Source organism: Paenibacillus sp. OK060 (assembly GCF_900101205.1).
In the GTDB taxonomy this organism is placed as follows: Bacteria; Bacillota; Bacilli; order Paenibacillales; family Paenibacillaceae; genus Paenibacillus; species Paenibacillus marchantiae.
Genome location: NZ_FNFR01000003.1, coordinates 376,571 through 393,136 on the forward strand (window position 1 = coordinate 376,571; position 16,566 = coordinate 393,136).

Genomic DNA, 16,566 nt, shown 5'->3' on the forward strand with positions numbered 1-16,566 from the left:
GAACATTAATATTACTCGTTTTATAAATAGACAGAAAAGCAGCGCCCCTCAACCGTGTTGAGGGGCGCTTTAATATGATTCTATAGCTTTCAGTGGAGTTAAGATAACGATCTCTCCGGTTCCTCTTCCCCGTTTACACCTATTTTCTTATTCACTCAGCATGGACTGTGTGAAACTGATCCACTCCCGGGTTGCAAAGGATAAATATCGGTCCTTCCGCCAAATCATGCCGAGCTGCCACGGAATCACAGGTTCCATCACAGGTATAATGCGCACACGCATATGATCCACCTCACGGCAGATCGTTTCTGGCAGCAAAGCCACACCCAGATTGGCCGCTACCATTGCACTGAGCAGGTCCCATTGGGAGCTCTCGTACACCACCCGAGGCTGGAATCCCGCATGCTGACAGGCGGCGATAATCCGGTCATGCAGCGCAAAATCTTCCCGAAACAGCACAAATGCATCATGCTCCAGCTCGCGCAGCGCGATGGACTCTTTGCCCGCAAGCGGGTGTGAAGGGTGTACGATCAGATTCAGTTTCTCTTCCACAAAAACAAAGTGGTCCACGAGTTCATCCACGGTAGGCAGAACGGAGACACCAATATCCAGTGCACCACTAATCACATCGGCCTCTACTTTTTTGGCACCGTCTTCGAAGAGCTGAATGGTTACCTGTGGGTAAGCTTTATGAAATTCACCGATAATCATCGGAAAAAAGCTCGAACCTATCATCGGCGGCAAGCCGATCCGCAGGTGTCCTTTCTTCAGATTCATCAAGTCATCCAATTCGGACGATAAGCTGCGAAATGACTTTTCAATCTCCAGCGCCTGCCGAAAAAAGACATGCCCTGCATCCGTTAACGCTACCTTCTTGCCATAACGATCAAGCAGCGTTACGCCCAATTCGTCTTCCAAGCTTTTGACGGTTTTGCTAATCGTCGGTTGTGTAATGAACAGCACTTCGGCCGCTTTGGTGAAGCTTTGCTGCCGCGCAACTTCCAGAAAATATTGCAAATGGCGGATATCCATCGTCTGATCCCCATCTCTCATAGATAAATGGAATGGTAAACATTCTTAATATGCATTTTACTCATGAAAGAATGCGATGTAAAATTTGTTATATCAAGTGAATCATTTTCATAATACATTTGTCTGCTTCAATCAGGGCTAGATATAGATCAAAACGATTCAATTTGTCTATATCTAGTTACTTAAATTCACTTTTAGTGAGTTATGAAATTGATTCAAACAATGCTTCCATTCATTTTCATAAACAACTCAAAATCATCACGTTCATTATACAAGGAGGGATTGAAGTGAAGAAATGGGGCCTTGGCATTTTGCAAGTTGCGCTCTTGATGGCCTTTTCACTGCTCATGGACCAGTTGGCCCGTGCTCTCCATCTACCTGTACCAGGTTCCATACTCGGTATGATCGTGCTATTCATTCTGCTTCAGACCCGGGTCGTGAAGCTGCGCTGGATCGAAATTGGAGCTGCCTGGCTGCTCGGTGAGCTGCTGCTGTTTTTCATCCCGTCAGCCGTTGGCATTATGAACTACATGCCCATGCTGGAGCAAGATGGACTGCAAATTTTGTTTATTGTTCTGCTTAGCACATTTCTGGTCATGGCCTGCACAGGCCTTGTTGCCACCCGAATCGCCAAACGAAAGGAGCGTCACACCGGATGATTGGATTCCTCTGTCTCTTGTTAACCGTCGGTATTTACTTGGTCGCCAAACGCATGTATCGCAACCTGCCCAAAGTGTATCTGTCTCCGCTGCTGATTACGCCGCTTCTTGTCGTCGGTGTGCTGCTCGCAACAGGCACGGATTACGCAGCCTACAGCAGTGGTGGTAAATGGCTAAGTTTGCTGCTTCAACCGGCAACGGTAGCCTTCGCTATTCCGCTCTATACATTCTTCCATGTACTCAAAAAACATATTTCCGAGATCGTCTTCAGCGTTATGACGGGCTCCGTTGTGGCGGTCCTCTCTTCTGCCCTGCTCGCCAAATGGCTGCGCCTGGACTCCGGACTCATTCATAGTCTGATCCCAAGATCGATCACGACCCCTATTGCCATGAATGTATCGGCTACCATTGGAGGCATTCCGGCGGTTACGGCGGTTTTTGTCATCATGACCGGTCTGCTGGGGGCGATTATGGGGCCATCCATTGTGAAAATGCTGCGTATTGATGGTGAGATTGCACGTGGAACGCTGCTTGGAACCGGTGCCCATGGAACAGGCACATCCAAGGCTTTTGAGCTCAGTTCACTGACAGGTACCATCTCCAGCATCTCCATGGTACTGGCCGCATTGTTCACATTAGCGGTTGCACCCGTGCTATCCAAACTTATTTTCCCATAATAGATGGAATTAACCCTATTTCTTGAAATATTATTGTTGTATTAAAGCCCTTTCTTCCTTACAATAAGGACAGGTTTTAATTGTGAATATTGCGGGGGAGATGCGATGAAAAGAACCGGAATGAAGAGATCTCTGGACCGCCTTGGACGAATTGTCCTTCCCAAAGAAATGCGGGATACGATGGAAATCCATATCGGCGATCCGCTCGAGTTTTTCATTGAAGGGAAAGAGTTGATTTTGAGAAAGTACAAATCAACATTGTGTATTTTTTGCGGTGATGTGGATACTGAAATGTATTTCAAAGAGCAATTCATCTGCCGGACTTGTGCAATTCAATTAAAACACCCGGATGACACTCCCGATTGGTTCGTTCCTCCAAACAAACAGGCTCCTGCACCCGTGGAGCGTCCTGCTACCGAATCCGCCACAGTCTCATCTCCCGCATGGGAAGAAGGGACTACAGCTGCCAACCATGAGTACCCGGACCTGCGGCCGAAGACGGCACGCATGCTGCAACAGATGAAGGAAATTGTTGAACAGAATCCTGGTTTGGCTCAACAGCAAATTGCGGAAAAGCTTGGCATTAGCCAAGGACGCGTCTCCCAACTTAAAAAACTACTATAATAGGAATTTATTCGATTATTTATTAATCAGGAGACCTTCCGTTTCAAGAAGTCCCGTTGCAAGAGAACCCTTTGAAATCCGTGGGTTCTTCTTTTTTTTGAGATAAACGTAAAAAAGACGACTACCGCTTAATCACAGTGGTCATCTTTTTCAATATTCGTTACTCCAGCGTCTAACTCTTTAGACCTGCACGAGATCCATATCCATTTCTTCTGCTTCCAGTTTACGCATGCCCATAATAAGAACGAGAATGTTGGCAACTAGTAGCACTGCCGGGAAAGGAACAGCCGTATATTGTCCGTAAATCAGATGACTTCCCACAGCCCCAATCAGAATAAACGTCAATACTCCTGAAGCCAGAATACGAGTTCGTGGAATCAACAGACCCACCGCACTGAGCAGCTCTACTGCACCAGTGAGATACATCGTCCATGTAGGATAAGAGAAACCTTCGAAAGTCTGCACCATCATCTCTGCTCCACTAACCTTGTTAAACCCCGCCATCACAAACACACCTGCAAGCACAACCAACGCAATATATCCCAAAATTCTTAAGCCCTTGTTCATATGTATAATCCTCCTGAAAATGAATGTCCATATCCATCTGTTGTATAAAAAGCAATCTATGTAAAAGTTACTGCGTAACTCTATTTTTAAAATGGGCAGTTTGCACTGCAAAAAAAGGTACGTGCTGATATTATACATATTAATAATCATTAACTTACTTTTATGAAGTGAGTATATAATAATAACATTATTTATTCAAGTAATTTTTTGACGAATAGTGTATAATACATACAAAAGGTATGTTACAGTACATTTTGTAGTAACATGTTGACTTCATTGTCCCTTACTTTGGTCAGAGCGGCAGAAAGCCACGCACTTTTATATATACGAATATACGAAGAAATCCATCAATACTTGAATCGAGGTGAACACGTTGAAGCTGAGAAAAGTAAAATCACCAAGTCCCTGTCTCATTACTCAGGCCATGGATATCATCGGTAAGAAATGGGTACTGCTCATCATGTACCAACTGTTATCCGGACCGAAACGATTCACAGAGCTGGAAGCAGAAATGGCGATTAGCGGTCGGTTATTATCCGAACGTCTAAAGGAGATGGAAATGGAAGGTATCGTAACCCGGCATATGTATCCTGAAATTCCGCCCCGCGTAGAGTATGAATTGACGCCCAAAGGAAGAGCCATCGAACCCGTCATCAATCAGATTTACAACTGGTCCTCAGACTGGTTGAAACAGCAGCAGTCTACTAAGTAGCCAGATTCTGATTCATGTACAACACAAAGACGCCTGAATTGAACTGATCTTCGGATCAGTCCAGATTCAGGCGTCTTTTTCATGTGGTTATATTTCTGGTTACGTCATAAAAGGATTAATGAGAGAGATGTTTGGAGCGCTGAAGCTGTACCGGCAATCCCGAATCTGCCGAAACCAATGCCGCCGTTGTAATTTCCTGTGTACGGCAGGCATCCGCATAATCGGACAAAATCCGTGAACGATCTCCGGTACGAAGGGCGTGAATGAACGCTTCATTTTCCCGCTCATACGGGTTATGCCCTGCTGGAATCTCCAGACCTGCCATCGCATGAGGGGCAGCACTTGGCAGAAGAAGACGTTCAGGCGTCCAATCCCAGACTCCGGCGTCCGTGTAAAACTGGAGCCCTGCACCGCCTTCACCATCTGGCAGCAGGCAAGTGTTGGCAATGCTCGCGATCGCCCCACTTTCTAGCTTAAGCGTTACATTCGCCACATCGGCTACCGTGACATGTTCGTGCTTCTCATGCATGCTGCGCTGGGCCGCTGCAGCGTATACCTCTGTCACTTCACCAGCACAGTACCGCAGCAAATCCACGATATGGGTCGTCTGTTCCACAAACTGTCCCCCGGATCCTTCCTGGCGACGCCACCAGGCGACTCCTGGCATTCCGCCCATCCAGCGCCCAAGCGCCATGCCGACGGTCTGCTCTTTCATCGCTTCTTTCAGTACCTGTGCAGCCTCCTGATAACGGAAATGATAACCTACGGATGTCAACAATCCAGACTTCTGTACCTGATCCAGCACCTGACGAGGAATATCCATGCCTGTACTCAGCGGTTTTTCCACCAGGAACGGGATACCCCGACGAATCAATTCAGCTTCAATCGATCCATGAGACATCGGAGGAACACAGATATAGACTGCATCCAGCTTTTCACCATCCAGCATATGTTCAAGTTCACCGTAGCCAACAGCATCATAAACGGAAGCCATAGCCTCCGCCTTTTCCAGCGTTGTTCCACAGACAGCTGCTACACGAACGCCTTCCATTCGTGCCAGAATATCTGCATGTACCTTGCTGAACCAACCTGTTCCAATGATTCCGATCTGTAAAGTCATAGATGTAAACCCCTCTCCTTGTTACACGCTTACATGTTCCATTCGACCCCCAGATGCGAAATCCTGCATTACATTTTGCCCGATGCTTCCAAGAGCAACTGATCCAGTTCATTCGCAAACCGTATCGCTTGCTCCTCCCGCCAATCCAGGCGTTCAGCCATAAACTGAATCACTACTGCCTTATACTGACGGACTTCGTCAATGCGGAAAAACAGGTCTCCGGTGCGTCTCACAAAAAAGTCTGCAGGTGTCACAGCCATCTCCTCGTCAATGGCATAACGCAGCATCAGCAGCAGCTCCTGCGACATACCATGCAGCTCTGCCTTTGCCCGCGGATCAGGCATCCGCTCGTACAGTGCGTCCACATTGGAACCATACACTCGGGCTAACCGTTCCGCAGTAGATCTGTCGAGCCCAAGTGCTACGCCGTCCTTAATCTTGCGTTCTGCATACGCGCCAAAACCGGCGGAACCGCCAACATGACCTCCAGAGATTGGCATCTCTTTCGTTATACATGGTCCTATCGATTTTCCCGTCTCCTGCTCCAATTGGCGAGCAGCGAGATCAACAACCATCTCGGCCATTTTGCGGTACCCGGTTAATTTACCCCCGGCAATCGTGATCAACCCCGAAGGGGCTACCCACACTTCATCCTTGCGGGAAATTTCGGAAGGTCCTTTGCCTTCCTCATGAATCAACGGACGCACACCTGCCCAACCGGACTCCACATCCTCGGCTCGAATCCGAACGTCCGGGAACATGCCGTTGACGGCATCGATGACATAATTCCGGTCTGCCTCAGAGATTAACGGGTGTGCGGGATCATCTTCGAATACGGTATCTGTGGTTCCCACATAGGTTTTCCCATCCCGCGGGACAGCAAAGACCATTCGTCCATCCGGTGTATCAAAATATACAGCCTGCCTTAACGGGAAACGCGTACCGTCGAATACCAGATGAATACCTTTGGTCATCTGCAACGTTTTGCCCTGGCGAGACCCATCGATCTTGCGCAGCTCATCCACCCATGGACCGGAAGCATTAATCACCTTGGTTGCCCGCAAATCATAAGATTGACCGCTGATCTGGTCCACAGCCTGAATTCCGGTAATGACCCCATTCTCCTTCAGGAATTTCGCTGCCTTCACATAGTTCACTGCCTGTGCGCCGCGCCGCACCGCTTCCTTCATCACTTCAATGGTAAGCCGGGCATCATCCGTTCGGTATTCCACATAACGTCCACCACCCAGCAGTCCTTCCTTGCGCAGCAAAGGCTCACTGTCTGAGACGGCACCGGCATTTAACATTTGGCGTCGTTCACTACGCTTCACTCCGGCAAGCCGGTCGTACACCATCAGGCCCATGGATGTGCTGAAGCGGCCAAAGGTACCCGCCGTATAGATGGGGAGCAGCATCGGTTCGGGTGTCGTCACATGCGGCCCATTCTCGTACACCACCGCTCGCTCCCGTCCCACCTCAGCCACCATTTTCACTTCAAACTGCTTCAGATACCGTAGACCACCATGCACCAGTTTGGTCGAACGACTGGATGTGCCTGCTGCAAAATCCTGCATTTCCACCAGTGCTGTCTTTAATCCGCGGGAAGCTGCATCCAGCGCAATCCCGGCTCCCGTGATTCCCCCACCAATAATCAATATGTCAAAATGTGCATTCGCCATCCGATCCAGATATTCCGTACGCTTTTCCGCCGAGAACGATGTTGTCATTCTGATTCCTCCCATTGATTACCTCTGTTATACCCACAAAAGCACAAAAAAAAGACCACGTCATTCGCTTCAGCAATTGCTGAGCGGTACGTGGTCTCTCCCGATCTCCAGACATCATTTTTTTAACTTGTGACTTAATCCTATCACACAATTAAGGCGGCGTGAAGGCCTGAAATGACACATTATTCAAAAAAATTTCAAAAAGTTGTTCTGCCTGCGGATGGAATTTCAAGCTGATCCACTAATCATTTATTTTTCCTTATAGTGGGTATATGTTTTCTCTTCTCCAGGAAAATAACCCCTGTAAGTTATGCATCATTTTCCACCAATAAATATCATTTATTGTAGAACTTTAACGAAAAAGTACAAATGCCCATTCGAAATATAATCCACTCATTTGAAAACCATCGCTGCCTTCACTGCACGTTGCCACCCTGCATACAGTCCTGTACGCTCATCTTCAGCCATAACCGGATGGAAGACACGCTCCGTATTCTCGTGATTCGCCAATTCATCCGCGCTATTCCAATAGCCTACTGCAAGTCCTGCCAGATAAGCCGCACCTAATGCTGTCGTTTCGTTCACATTGGGACGCTCCACAGGAATATTCAGAATATCACTCTGGAATTGCATCAGAAAATCATTGGCAGCCGCTCCCCCATCCACACGCAAGGCATTCACCGGAATACCTGAATCGGATTCCATTGCCGTCAGTACATCCTTGGTCTGATACGCCAGTGCTTCCAGGGTTGCACGGATAAAATGTTCTTTGGTCGTTCCTCGCGTCAAACCAAACACAGCTCCCTTAACTTCACTGTCCCAGTAAGGGCTGCCCAGACCCACAAATGCAGGCACCATATAAACGCCGTCTGTAGAGGGTACACGTGCCGCATAGTCCTCACTGTCTTTTGAGGAACGAAGCATCCGTAAGCCGTCACGCAGCCACTGTACCGCCGAACCTGCAACAAAAATACTGCCTTCCAGCGCATACTCGATTTTACCATTAATGCCCCATGCAATAGTTGTAATCAGCCCGTGGTTGGACTGTACGGGTTGTTCTCCAGTATTCATAAGCATGAAACAGCCGGTGCCGTACGTATTTTTCATGCTTCCCTTTGTGTAACAGCCCTGACCGAATAATGCCGACTGCTGATCTCCTGCTGCTCCGGCAATCGGAATCCGATGACCAAAGAAATGGTAGTCAACCGTGTGTGCGTACACCTCGGATGAACCGCGCACTTCCGGCAGCATCGCTTTGGGAATGTCCAAAATTTGCAGCAATTCCTCATCCCATTGCAGATCATAGATGTTGTACATTAAGGTGCGAGAAGCATTAGATACATCGGTGACATGTTTACCACCGCTCAGCTTCCAGATCAGCCAACTATCAATTGTACCAAACAGGAGTTCACCCTTCTCTGCACGCTCCCGGGCACCAGGCACATGATCCAGAATCCACTTTACCTTGGTTCCCGAGAAGTAAGGGTCAATGAGTAGACCCGTTTTGCGATGAAATAGGTCACCCAGACCCTTCGCCTTCAACTCATCACAAATATCAGCCGTTTGTCTGGACTGCCAGACTACTGCATTATAGATGGGCCGGCCCGTTTCTTTGTCCCATATCACAACCGTTTCTCGCTGGTTCGTAATGCCGATGCCGGCAATCTGGACGGGCTTGATTCCACTTTCGGCCAGACATGAAGCCATCACTGCCAGAATGGAGCTCCAAATTTCATTGGCGTTCTGCTCCACCCAGCCCGGCTTGGGAAAGTACTGTGGAAATTCCTGCTGTGCAATATGTACAATCTCCCCGCTCCGGTTAAATAGAATAGCCCGGGAACTTGTCGTCCCCTGATCTAGGGCCAGTATATATTTTTCCATACAGACAACCTCCTGTTGTGGGATTACTGCTTATATTCTGTATGCGATTTCTTGTAGTGCCGAATCAGGTCCACGTTGGAAGTGGTTACTGCGGTAGCTCCAGCTTCCAGCGCCAGTTCAACCTCTTCCGTTGAGCGGATCAACCCACCTGCAATAATGGGTATACCTGTCCGTATGGATACTTCTGCAATAATATGCGGGATAACACCGGGCAGTACTTCAATATAATCCGGTTGGGTCTTGGACAGCAAAAGATAACTTTTCTCCAGCGCATTTGTATCCAGCAGAAAAACGCGCTGAATGGCTGTAATCCCTTTCTGTTTCGCCTTCTGAATTACACTGGCTCGCGTCGAAATCAGTCCTGCCGGACGAATATGCTGGCATAAATACTCTGCGGCATATTCATCGTTCTTCAGCCCCTGCACCAGATCGGCATGCAGTACTATTTTTTTACCACGTCGCCGTGCTTCTTCCAGCAGACTATGAAGCTGCGCAATATGCGTATCCAGCATAACCCCATAGGTGTAAGGGCCTTCAATCATTGCTTCAAACTGCTTCATGCTCTTGGCAGCCGGTAACACATACTGTCCCTCAAATGGCACCTTCGTTCCTCCCGCATAAATCAGATGCCTATATTGTATAGTTCGTATGGTATGAACGGCAAGCAAAGTCAGGACCGTCAGATTAATTCTTGGCGTGAGACGGGACCGTTCCATTCTCTAAACTTAAAAAAGCTGTTCATGTATACCCCAGAAGGAGCATACACAAACAGCTTAAATTGTCCTGTCTATTGGACAGAATGGCAAACAGGCTTTATGTCAAAATTATATTGAACGATCGATCGGGATCGGGATCAACCTTTTAGGCTTGGGCGTGTGGAAGCAAGGTCTCTTCGCCAGCCCATGCATCATTTTCTGCCAAGTGACCAGAACGGCTCACTTTGGTCTGCAAATATTTTTCGTTAAAGGACGAGCGATCTCCCCACAGTGGCACACGTCCACCTACATTCAGTCCCGCTTCCTGCAAAGCAGCAAGCTTGCGTGGATTGTTCGTGATCAATGTAACAGGAGCTGAACGAAGCGCACGCAATACGGCAATGGCATCATCATAATTACGCGCATCGTCTGTGAACCCAAGTTGCAGGTTAGCGTCAACGGTATCCAGACCTTCCTCTTGCAACAGGTATGCCATCGCTTTGCTGAACAGACCGATGCCACGGCCCTCATGATTCGCCAGATAAAAGAGTGCTCCTGCTCCATGGGCAGCAATCATCTTCATCGATTGCTCCAGTTGGAAGCCGCAGTCACAACGTTTGCTGCCAAAGATGTCGCCCGTATGACAGATGCTGTGCATCCGAATCAGTGCTTCCTGTGCTTCGGCAAAATCACCGTACACTAATACGCTGGATTGCTGACGTTCAGCCAGTTCGGCAGTAGCGAGAGATTCAATCAGCTCGCCGCTTTCCATAGCTTTCTCCGATTTCATCCAGCTGTACCACTGGAAGGTGTGTGTCTCTCCATCAAGGTTCACCGGAAGCTTAATCGGCCCAACGAGGTAAATGAATTCTTTTCCACTCGGAAAAGTCTGGATTTTAGGGGCAAGCAGTTGAATAATATGTGAATTAATCATTAGTAAGTTCCTCCTGTTAAGCCATCTTGGTTATGAATTGATTCGCATCCAGACGGAAAATGGATCACTGGATTGCATATCATACGTATCTATATTATTGTCATCATCATTAGTTACTTTATGTAAGCAAGTTTAAAATAAAAATTATGTTGTGTCAAGTAACTTTTGTTTCTAAAGTAACTAATAAATTTATGATACGCAACCGACACAAATTTGTGTTTCATTTCAGGAATATTGGGTATGAGTTTATAAACTGCTCATACACTTATGTTGTAGTCCATCGCACTTCATGCCTCGAACTTAACGATGAGGGGGTTATCACATGATCCGCCGGAAAAGAACATGCTGGACAGCCATTCTGCTAGTCTGCGTCATGCTGGTGAGCGGATGCTCCATATGGCCGGGACAGAACGATTCATCGAGCAATAAAAAGGTAGCGCTTACATTATGGTACTGGAACCGTTCCATCGATGATAAGCTGATTGCCAAGGCCAAGGAAAAGTTCCCCAATATTGAACTGACCGCTCAGAAAATCGGTGGTGATTTCAAAGCAAAACTCAAAACGACACTCGCTGCGCGCTCAGGTGAGCCCGACATTGTCGCATTGAACGATTGGATCATGGAGCTCTTTCCCAGCGAGGACCGTTTCTATAATCTGTATGATCTCGGCGCAGGTGACGTCGAAGACCAATATCTGGATTGGAAATGGAAGCAAGGCGTTACACCGGGTGGACAAATGATCGGTTTCCCTATGGATACGGGACCGACAGCCCTCTTCTACCGTGCAGATCTATTTAAAGAGGCCGGATTGCCTTCCGAGCCTGAAGAAGTGGCTCGTCAGATCAACAACTGGGATGCCTATTCTGCTGCAGGAGAAAAGATCAAGGAGAAGTTCGGAGGCAAGGTATTTCTAACCGACAATATTGGAACCGTTTACAATCAAGTGTTATCGCAAGGAACCGAACGGTATTTCCGTCCTGACGGCTCGTTTATCGGCATGGATTCTCCACTCGTCAAGCAGAGCTGGGATACCGCCGTATCCTTCAAGCAAAAAGGGCTGCTCGCTAATGCCGACGGCTGGACCCCGGGCTGGAACGCAGCGATGAATAATGGTGAGATTGCTTCCTTTGTGGGAGCCGTCTGGATGAAGCAGGTACTGCAGGAAGCCGCGCCGGATACATCTGGCAAGTGGCGAGTCACTCGCGCTCCTGGTGGAGACGGCAATAACGGTGGATCATTCCTGTCCATTTTGAAGTCAAGCAAACACCCTAAAGAAGCGTTCGAAGTCATCCAGTGGCTGCAAAGCCCGGATAATCAGCTTGAACAATATAAGACGTTGAACCTGTTTCCTTCGGCACCTGGTGTGTTCGATACACCGGCGATGAAAGAAGAAGAACCCTTCTTCGGCGGACAGGCAACAGGGCCTGTATTTGCCGAATCGGCACAGCATGTGCCCGAGGCTTTCTTTGGCGAACGATACCCTTCGGTGCACAACATCATTACTCGGCGGCTGAATGATATTGCGAAGCAAAATGCCAACCCGGAGCAGGTCTGGCCTGATACGGTTCACCGTGTTGAGCGGGAGTTACAGCGTTAATTCAAACACTCTTATGAGATGGCAATCCGCAAAGGAGGAATTCATATGGCTGTAACCGAACCTCGCCTCACTCCGGATCCCGGAAAGGTAAGTCCGGATTTGGATCGGCAGAAATCACTCTTGTCCCGGATGTGGGAACATCGTGCACTCTATGTGGCGATCTCCCCTTTTTACATTCTGTTTGCCGTGTTTGGACTGTTTCCGATCGGTTTTTCCTTATATCTGGCCTTCCACAAATGGGATGGCATTGGTGTGATGACCTATAACGGACTAAACAACTTTAAATATATGCTGACCGATGCAGAATTCTGGCAAGCGGTGGGCAATACGTTCATGATCTGGATATACGCAACCATCCCGATGTTGTTCTTTGCCCTGATCATTGCGTTTCTGCTGCATGCACCTTTTGTGAAGTTCCGTACGCTGTTTCGCGTGGGATATTTCCTGCCGAACGTGACGTCCATCGTGGCCGTCGCCATTATCTTCGGTGCCCTATTTGCCAACAACTACGGGTTTCTCAATTATCTGTTACAGTCCGTCGGACTTCCAGTGGTGGAGTGGCTGAACGCGCCATGGGGCATCAAAGTGGCAATCTCCTCCATGGTGGTCTGGCGCTGGACAGGATACAACGCAGTCATCTATCTGGCTGGACTTCAGAGCATCCCGCAGACATTGTACGAGGCTGCCAAGATTGACGGGGCATCCGGGATACAGTCTTTTTTCCGAATTACGATTCCAATGCTGCGTCCCGTCATTCTGTTCACTGTGATCACATCAACAATCGGCGGCATGCAGCTATTTACCGAGCCACAAATTCTCGTGGGTAACGATGGCGGCGCAGGTGCAGCCGGGATGACCATTGTATTGTACCTTTACCGCGAATCTTTCATTAATAACTACTTCGGCTACGGTGCTGCGGTTGGTTGGGGCATGTTCCTCATTATCGCCCTGTTCTCGATTGTGAACTGGAAGCTCGTTCAAGGCAAGTCATCCTGAAGTGACAAGGGGGGAGCGCTCATGACGTCCAAATCTCTCAAATCGCTGGTGTTGTATATCGGTCTTATCGGGGGCATGCTCATTTCCATGTTCCCGTTCTATTGGCTGATTGTAATGTCCACCCGGACGACGTCCGACATTTATAAGTTCCCACCTCAGCTCTGGTTTGGGAGCGAGCTATGGAATAATGTTAGTCGAGTACTACAGCAGATCGACTTCTGGGGCGCATTCATGAATACGTTGTTTGTATCGGGCTTGGTGACGGTACTGGTGCTGTTTTTTGACTCACTGGCAGGGTTTGCGTTTGCGAAGTTTGAATTCCCGGGTAAAAAATGGCTCTTCGTCCTACTGCTCGCCACCATGATGGTGCCTTCCCAGCTGTCGCTGGTCCCTTCCTTTGTGCTCATGGCGACGTTCGGATGGGTTGGCTCCTTCAAAGCCCTCATTATTCCGGGCATGGTGAACGCCTTCGGCATATTCTGGATTCGCCAATATGCCACGGAGTCCATACCGAATGACCTGCTGGATGCCGGACGAATTGACGGCTGTAACTTTTTTCGGCTCTATTGGAACGTGGCGTTGCCCATTCTGCGGCCTGCGTTTGCTTTCCTCGGTGCGTTCACGTTTATTGGCGTATGGAATGATTATCTCTGGCCCCTGATCGTCTTGACGGATGCACGAAAGTATACGCTGCAGATTGCTTTGTCTCAATTAAACGGACTGTACAATACGGATTACGCGATGGTTATCGCGGGTACATTGCTGGCTGTTATTCCGCTAATCGTGATGTTCCTGTTCATCAGCCGCCAGTTTATCTCCGATATTGCCGCAGGAGCTGTAAAGGATTAGGGATCGCGCATTTTGATCCATCCCTCAAGTCTGATATTCTTATCTATAGATAAATACCAGATGCCATATAAGTTGGATGAATAGACAGCATTCATTTCACTTATATATTCAAGAAAGAGGGATGACAAAATGGCTTCTTCACCCTATATGATCGGCGTAGATATCGGCACCACCTCCACGAAGACCGTCCTGTTTGAAGAGAACGGAACCATCGTGGCTCAAGGCGGTGCCGATTACCCGCTGTATACCCCTACTCCTGCGATTGCAGAGCAGGATGCAGAAGATATTTTCAAAGCAGTAGTAGAATCGGTTAAACAAGCGACCTCCAAGGCCGGCATCAAACCGGATGAAATCCTGTTTGTATCGTTCAGTTCAGCCATGCACAGCATTCTGCCTATTGATGAACACGGCAAACCACTGATGCGGGCGATGACTTGGGCAGACAATCGCAGTGCCGAGTGGACGGAAGCACTCAAAACCGAAATGAACGGTCACGAAATCTATTTGAGAACCGGTACGCCGATTCATCCGATGTCACCTCTGACCAAAATCATGTGGCTAACCAGAGATCAACCTGAGCTGTTCAAACAGACGCACAAATTTATTTCAATGAAAGAATACGTATTTTATAAATTGTTCTCCGAGTATGTGATTGACCATTCCATGGCCTCAGCCACCGGAATGATGAATCTCGAAAAGCTAGACTGGGACGAGGAAGCTCTCCATGTCGCAGGCATCACTCCGGATCATCTGTCCCGCCTCGTGCCGACGACACATGTACTCAAGAAAGGCTTGAATCCTGAGTATGCCAAGGAGATGGGTATTGCGGATTCGACGCCATTTGTCATCGGGGCAAGTGACGGCGTGCTCTCCAATCTGGGCGTAAACGCCATTGATCCAGGCGTCGTGGCCGTTACTATCGGTACCAGCGGAGCGATTCGTACCGTCGTGGACAAGCCAGTCACTGATCCGAAAGGGCGTTTCTTCTGTTATGCGCTCACTGAGGATGCATGGGTGATTGGCGGTCCGGTCAACAATGGCGGGGTGATATTCCGTTGGATTCGGGATGAGTTTGCGGCATCTGAGGTAGAGACAGCGAAACGACTCGGCATTGATCCGTATGAAGTATTGACCCGTGTCGCCGAAAATGTACCTCCAGGCTCGGAAGGCCTGCTGTTCCATCCGTACATGACGGGTGAGCGGGCCCCACTCTGGAATCCGAATGCACGCGGTTCGTTCTTCGGCCTGACGCTGCATCATAAGAAGGAGCATATGATTCGCGCTGCTCTCGAAGGTGTCTTGTTTAACCTGTACACCGTCATGCTGGCGATTGAAGAGAAGATCGGACGTCCCAAAAAGATTCAGGCCACGGGCGGATTCGCCCGCTCTGAGCTGTGGCGCCAGATGATGGCTGATATTTTCGACCAGGATGTCATCATTCCCGAAAGTATCGAGAGCTCCTGCCTGGGGGCAGCCGTACTGGGGCTATATGCTCTTGGCCGCATCGATTCCCTCAGCGCCGTCTCCGGCATGATTGGATCGACGCATCGGCATCAGCCAGACCCGGATAGCGTTCGCGTCTATCGCGAACTGCTGCCGATCTTCATCCGCATCTCCCGCAAGTTTGAAGAAGAGTATGCCGATATCGCTGCTTTTCAGAATAAAACGATGCAGAAGTGAGTTAGCTACGCCAACGAATCGCTGCACGTTAAAGAGGGGCATCCCACTATGTCTATGACATATGGGGTGGCCCTTCTTCATGTACTTTTTTTGTACAAATACCCCAAGTACCATAGTTGCATTGCCCACCACACCATCAGCAATGGTGACATGATATGCAAGATAGATAACGAAGTATCTCAATAAGAAGAACCACAAAAGAACATTTATGCATCCAAATAAAACACCTAACTTTGAACTATCTGTAGGAAATAAGTTAACGCCTAACTGATCCGGAGTACGACAAAAAAAGAGAACAATTAATCGAAAAGTAATCGATCGGTTGCTCCCTTTCTATTTCAATCTGGATATGCATCTATATCCTAATTATTGCAATCATCCATTATATTTGCTGAATGCATCCTTATCTGCCTGCACATTTTCCAAATACACAATCTGTCCCGCCTCATTCACACGAGCGATATCGATGCCTGTTTTGGCATACACCGTTCCGTCCGAAGCTTGTCCGCATACCGCCCAGTTTGTTTGATAGCTACCGTCCGGCTGAAGCTTCCATTCGTCCCACATGTGTTTCACATCGCTATTGTATTCATAGAAAGCCTTCATAAAACCATCAAATCCCGTTCTGCTGGTGCCGTTCAACACAATCTCGGCATCCGGTGTAAACAGGGACAACAAATCTTGCATCGCGCGTTCGTCTGTACGGGAAGCGTCAAATAAACGGAAATAGTTGTTTAACAAGGTAGTCATGGGTATTCCTCCTGAGGTTGATAAGCTGATTTGGATTTCAGTTCGAAAAATTTCAAACTAATCTAG

General features: G+C 48.3%; 16 protein-coding genes. 8 read left to right on the plus strand and 8 right to left on the minus strand.

Going from position 1 to position 16,566, the window contains the following annotated elements:
* Positions 1-147 precede the first annotated feature (147 nt).
* The gene (locus BLS14_RS13370) at positions 148-1,032 is read right to left on the minus strand and encodes a cidABC operon transcriptional activator CidR (protein WP_079695497.1); all 885 of its coding nucleotides are present in this window, start codon (positions 1,030-1,032) and stop codon (positions 148-150) included.
* 287 nt (positions 1,033-1,319) lie between these two features.
* Between BLS14_RS13370 and BLS14_RS13375 the strand changes: the two genes are divergently transcribed.
* The 3 genes from BLS14_RS13375 to BLS14_RS13385 all read left to right on the plus strand — a co-directional run bounded on the left by BLS14_RS13375 (position 1,320) and on the right by BLS14_RS13385 (position 2,992).
* Positions 1,320-1,691, plus strand: a complete 372-nt coding sequence (locus BLS14_RS13375; RefSeq protein WP_063567332.1) for a CidA/LrgA family protein — start codon at positions 1,320-1,322, stop codon at positions 1,689-1,691.
* Entirely contained in the window at positions 1,688-2,368 is a 681-nt protein-coding gene (locus BLS14_RS13380; RefSeq protein WP_063567333.1) for a CidB/LrgB family autolysis modulator, read from the plus strand. The genes BLS14_RS13375 and BLS14_RS13380 overlap by 4 nt, the downstream gene beginning before the upstream one ends.
* A 105-nt stretch (positions 2,369-2,473) precedes the next feature.
* On the plus strand, positions 2,474-2,992 hold the full coding sequence (locus BLS14_RS13385; RefSeq protein ID WP_064641751.1) for an AbrB/MazE/SpoVT family DNA-binding domain-containing protein: 519 nt from the start codon (positions 2,474-2,476) through the stop codon (positions 2,990-2,992).
* Between the two features lie 180 nt (positions 2,993-3,172).
* Here BLS14_RS13385 and BLS14_RS13390 read toward each other — a convergent pair whose 3' ends face one another.
* Positions 3,173-3,559 carry a DoxX family protein gene (locus BLS14_RS13390; RefSeq protein WP_176854501.1) on the minus strand — a complete coding sequence of 129 codons (387 nt, stop codon included), beginning with the start codon at positions 3,557-3,559 and terminating at the stop codon, positions 3,173-3,175.
* Positions 3,560-3,983: 424 nt separating this feature from the next.
* Between BLS14_RS13390 and BLS14_RS13395 the strand changes: the two genes are divergently transcribed.
* Positions 3,984-4,271 carry a winged helix-turn-helix transcriptional regulator gene (locus tag BLS14_RS13395; protein WP_062321783.1) on the plus strand — a complete coding sequence of 96 codons (288 nt, stop codon included), beginning with the start codon at positions 3,984-3,986 and terminating at the stop codon, positions 4,269-4,271.
* Between the two features lie 115 nt (positions 4,272-4,386).
* Here the strand turns inward: BLS14_RS13395 and BLS14_RS13400 are convergent, their stop codons facing one another.
* From BLS14_RS13400 to BLS14_RS13420, 5 genes are all read right to left on the minus strand, one after another.
* Complete coding sequence (locus BLS14_RS13400; RefSeq protein WP_079695494.1) at positions 4,387-5,391, minus strand: Gfo/Idh/MocA family protein; 1,005 nt, start codon at positions 5,389-5,391, stop codon at positions 4,387-4,389.
* A gap of 68 nt (positions 5,392-5,459) precedes the next feature.
* A complete protein-coding gene (locus tag BLS14_RS13405; RefSeq protein WP_090952184.1) occupies positions 5,460-7,118 on the minus strand; it encodes a glycerol-3-phosphate dehydrogenase/oxidase in 1,659 nt (552 codons plus the stop codon).
* Between the two features lie 393 nt (positions 7,119-7,511).
* The gene (glpK, locus tag BLS14_RS13410) at positions 7,512-8,999 is read right to left on the minus strand and encodes a glycerol kinase GlpK (protein ID WP_079695492.1); all 1,488 of its coding nucleotides are present in this window, start codon (positions 8,997-8,999) and stop codon (positions 7,512-7,514) included.
* A 23-nt stretch (positions 9,000-9,022) separates the two neighbouring features.
* Entirely contained in the window at positions 9,023-9,601 is a 579-nt protein-coding gene (locus BLS14_RS13415; RefSeq protein WP_063567339.1) for a glycerol-3-phosphate responsive antiterminator, read from the minus strand.
* A gap of 259 nt (positions 9,602-9,860) precedes the next feature.
* On the minus strand, positions 9,861-10,628 hold the full coding sequence (locus BLS14_RS13420; protein ID WP_090952186.1) for a GTP cyclohydrolase II: 768 nt from the start codon (positions 10,626-10,628) through the stop codon (positions 9,861-9,863).
* Between the two features lie 322 nt (positions 10,629-10,950).
* Here BLS14_RS13420 and BLS14_RS13425 point away from each other — a divergent pair, with 322 nt between their 5' ends.
* The 4 genes from BLS14_RS13425 to gntK all read left to right on the plus strand — a co-directional run bounded on the left by BLS14_RS13425 (position 10,951) and on the right by gntK (position 15,750).
* Positions 10,951-12,225: an ABC transporter substrate-binding protein gene (locus tag BLS14_RS13425; protein ID WP_063567341.1), complete on the plus strand. Its 1,275-nt coding sequence runs from the start codon at positions 10,951-10,953 to the stop codon at positions 12,223-12,225.
* 129 nt (positions 12,226-12,354) lie between these two features.
* Positions 12,355-13,221, plus strand: coding sequence for a carbohydrate ABC transporter permease (locus tag BLS14_RS13430; protein WP_090952660.1), 867 nt, complete (start codon positions 12,355-12,357; stop codon positions 13,219-13,221).
* Positions 13,222-13,242: 21 nt separating this feature from the next.
* Positions 13,243-14,070, plus strand: a complete 828-nt coding sequence (locus BLS14_RS13435) for a carbohydrate ABC transporter permease (protein WP_090952188.1) — start codon at positions 13,243-13,245, stop codon at positions 14,068-14,070.
* Positions 14,071-14,199: 129 nt separating this feature from the next.
* Positions 14,200-15,750, plus strand: coding sequence for a gluconokinase (gene gntK, locus BLS14_RS13440; RefSeq protein WP_090952191.1), 1,551 nt, complete (start codon positions 14,200-14,202; stop codon positions 15,748-15,750).
* 375 nt (positions 15,751-16,125) lie between these two features.
* Here gntK and BLS14_RS13445 read toward each other — a convergent pair whose 3' ends face one another.
* Positions 16,126-16,500, minus strand: coding sequence for a polyketide cyclase (locus BLS14_RS13445; RefSeq protein ID WP_072733735.1), 375 nt, complete (start codon positions 16,498-16,500; stop codon positions 16,126-16,128).
* Between the last annotated feature and the right edge of the window lie 66 nt (positions 16,501-16,566).

Bases quoted from the DNA above. Each gene is read 5' to 3' on its own strand.
- BLS14_RS13370 (WP_079695497.1), bottom strand. From the start codon at position 1,032: ATGGATATCCGCCATTTGCAATATTTTCTGGAAGTTGCGCGGCAGCAA.
- BLS14_RS13380 (WP_063567333.1), top strand. From the start codon at position 1,688: ATGATTGGATTCCTCTGTCTCTTGTTAACCGTCGGTATTTACTTGGTC.
- BLS14_RS13385 (WP_064641751.1), top strand. From the start codon at position 2,474: ATGAAAAGAACCGGAATGAAGAGATCTCTGGACCGCCTTGGACGAATT.
- BLS14_RS13390 (WP_176854501.1), bottom strand. From the start codon at position 3,559: ATGAACAAGGGCTTAAGAATTTTGGGATATATTGCGTTGGTTGTGCTT.
- BLS14_RS13395 (WP_062321783.1), top strand. From the start codon at position 3,984: ATGGATATCATCGGTAAGAAATGGGTACTGCTCATCATGTACCAACTG.
- BLS14_RS13400 (WP_079695494.1), bottom strand. From the start codon at position 5,391: ATGACTTTACAGATCGGAATCATTGGAACAGGTTGGTTCAGCAAGGTA.
- BLS14_RS13405 (WP_090952184.1), bottom strand. From the start codon at position 7,118: ATGACAACATCGTTCTCGGCGGAAAAGCGTACGGAATATCTGGATCGG.
- glpK (WP_079695492.1), bottom strand. From the start codon at position 8,999: ATGGAAAAATATATACTGGCCCTAGATCAGGGGACGACAAGTTCCCGG.
- BLS14_RS13420 (WP_090952186.1), bottom strand. From the start codon at position 10,628: ATGATTAATTCACATATTATTCAACTGCTTGCCCCTAAAATCCAGACT.
- BLS14_RS13425 (WP_063567341.1), top strand. From the start codon at position 10,951: ATGATCCGCCGGAAAAGAACATGCTGGACAGCCATTCTGCTAGTCTGC.
- BLS14_RS13430 (WP_090952660.1), top strand. From the start codon at position 12,355: ATGTGGGAACATCGTGCACTCTATGTGGCGATCTCCCCTTTTTACATT.
- BLS14_RS13435 (WP_090952188.1), top strand. From the start codon at position 13,243: ATGACGTCCAAATCTCTCAAATCGCTGGTGTTGTATATCGGTCTTATC.
- gntK (WP_090952191.1), top strand. From the start codon at position 14,200: ATGGCTTCTTCACCCTATATGATCGGCGTAGATATCGGCACCACCTCC.
- BLS14_RS13445 (WP_072733735.1), bottom strand. From the start codon at position 16,500: ATGACTACCTTGTTAAACAACTATTTCCGTTTATTTGACGCTTCCCGT.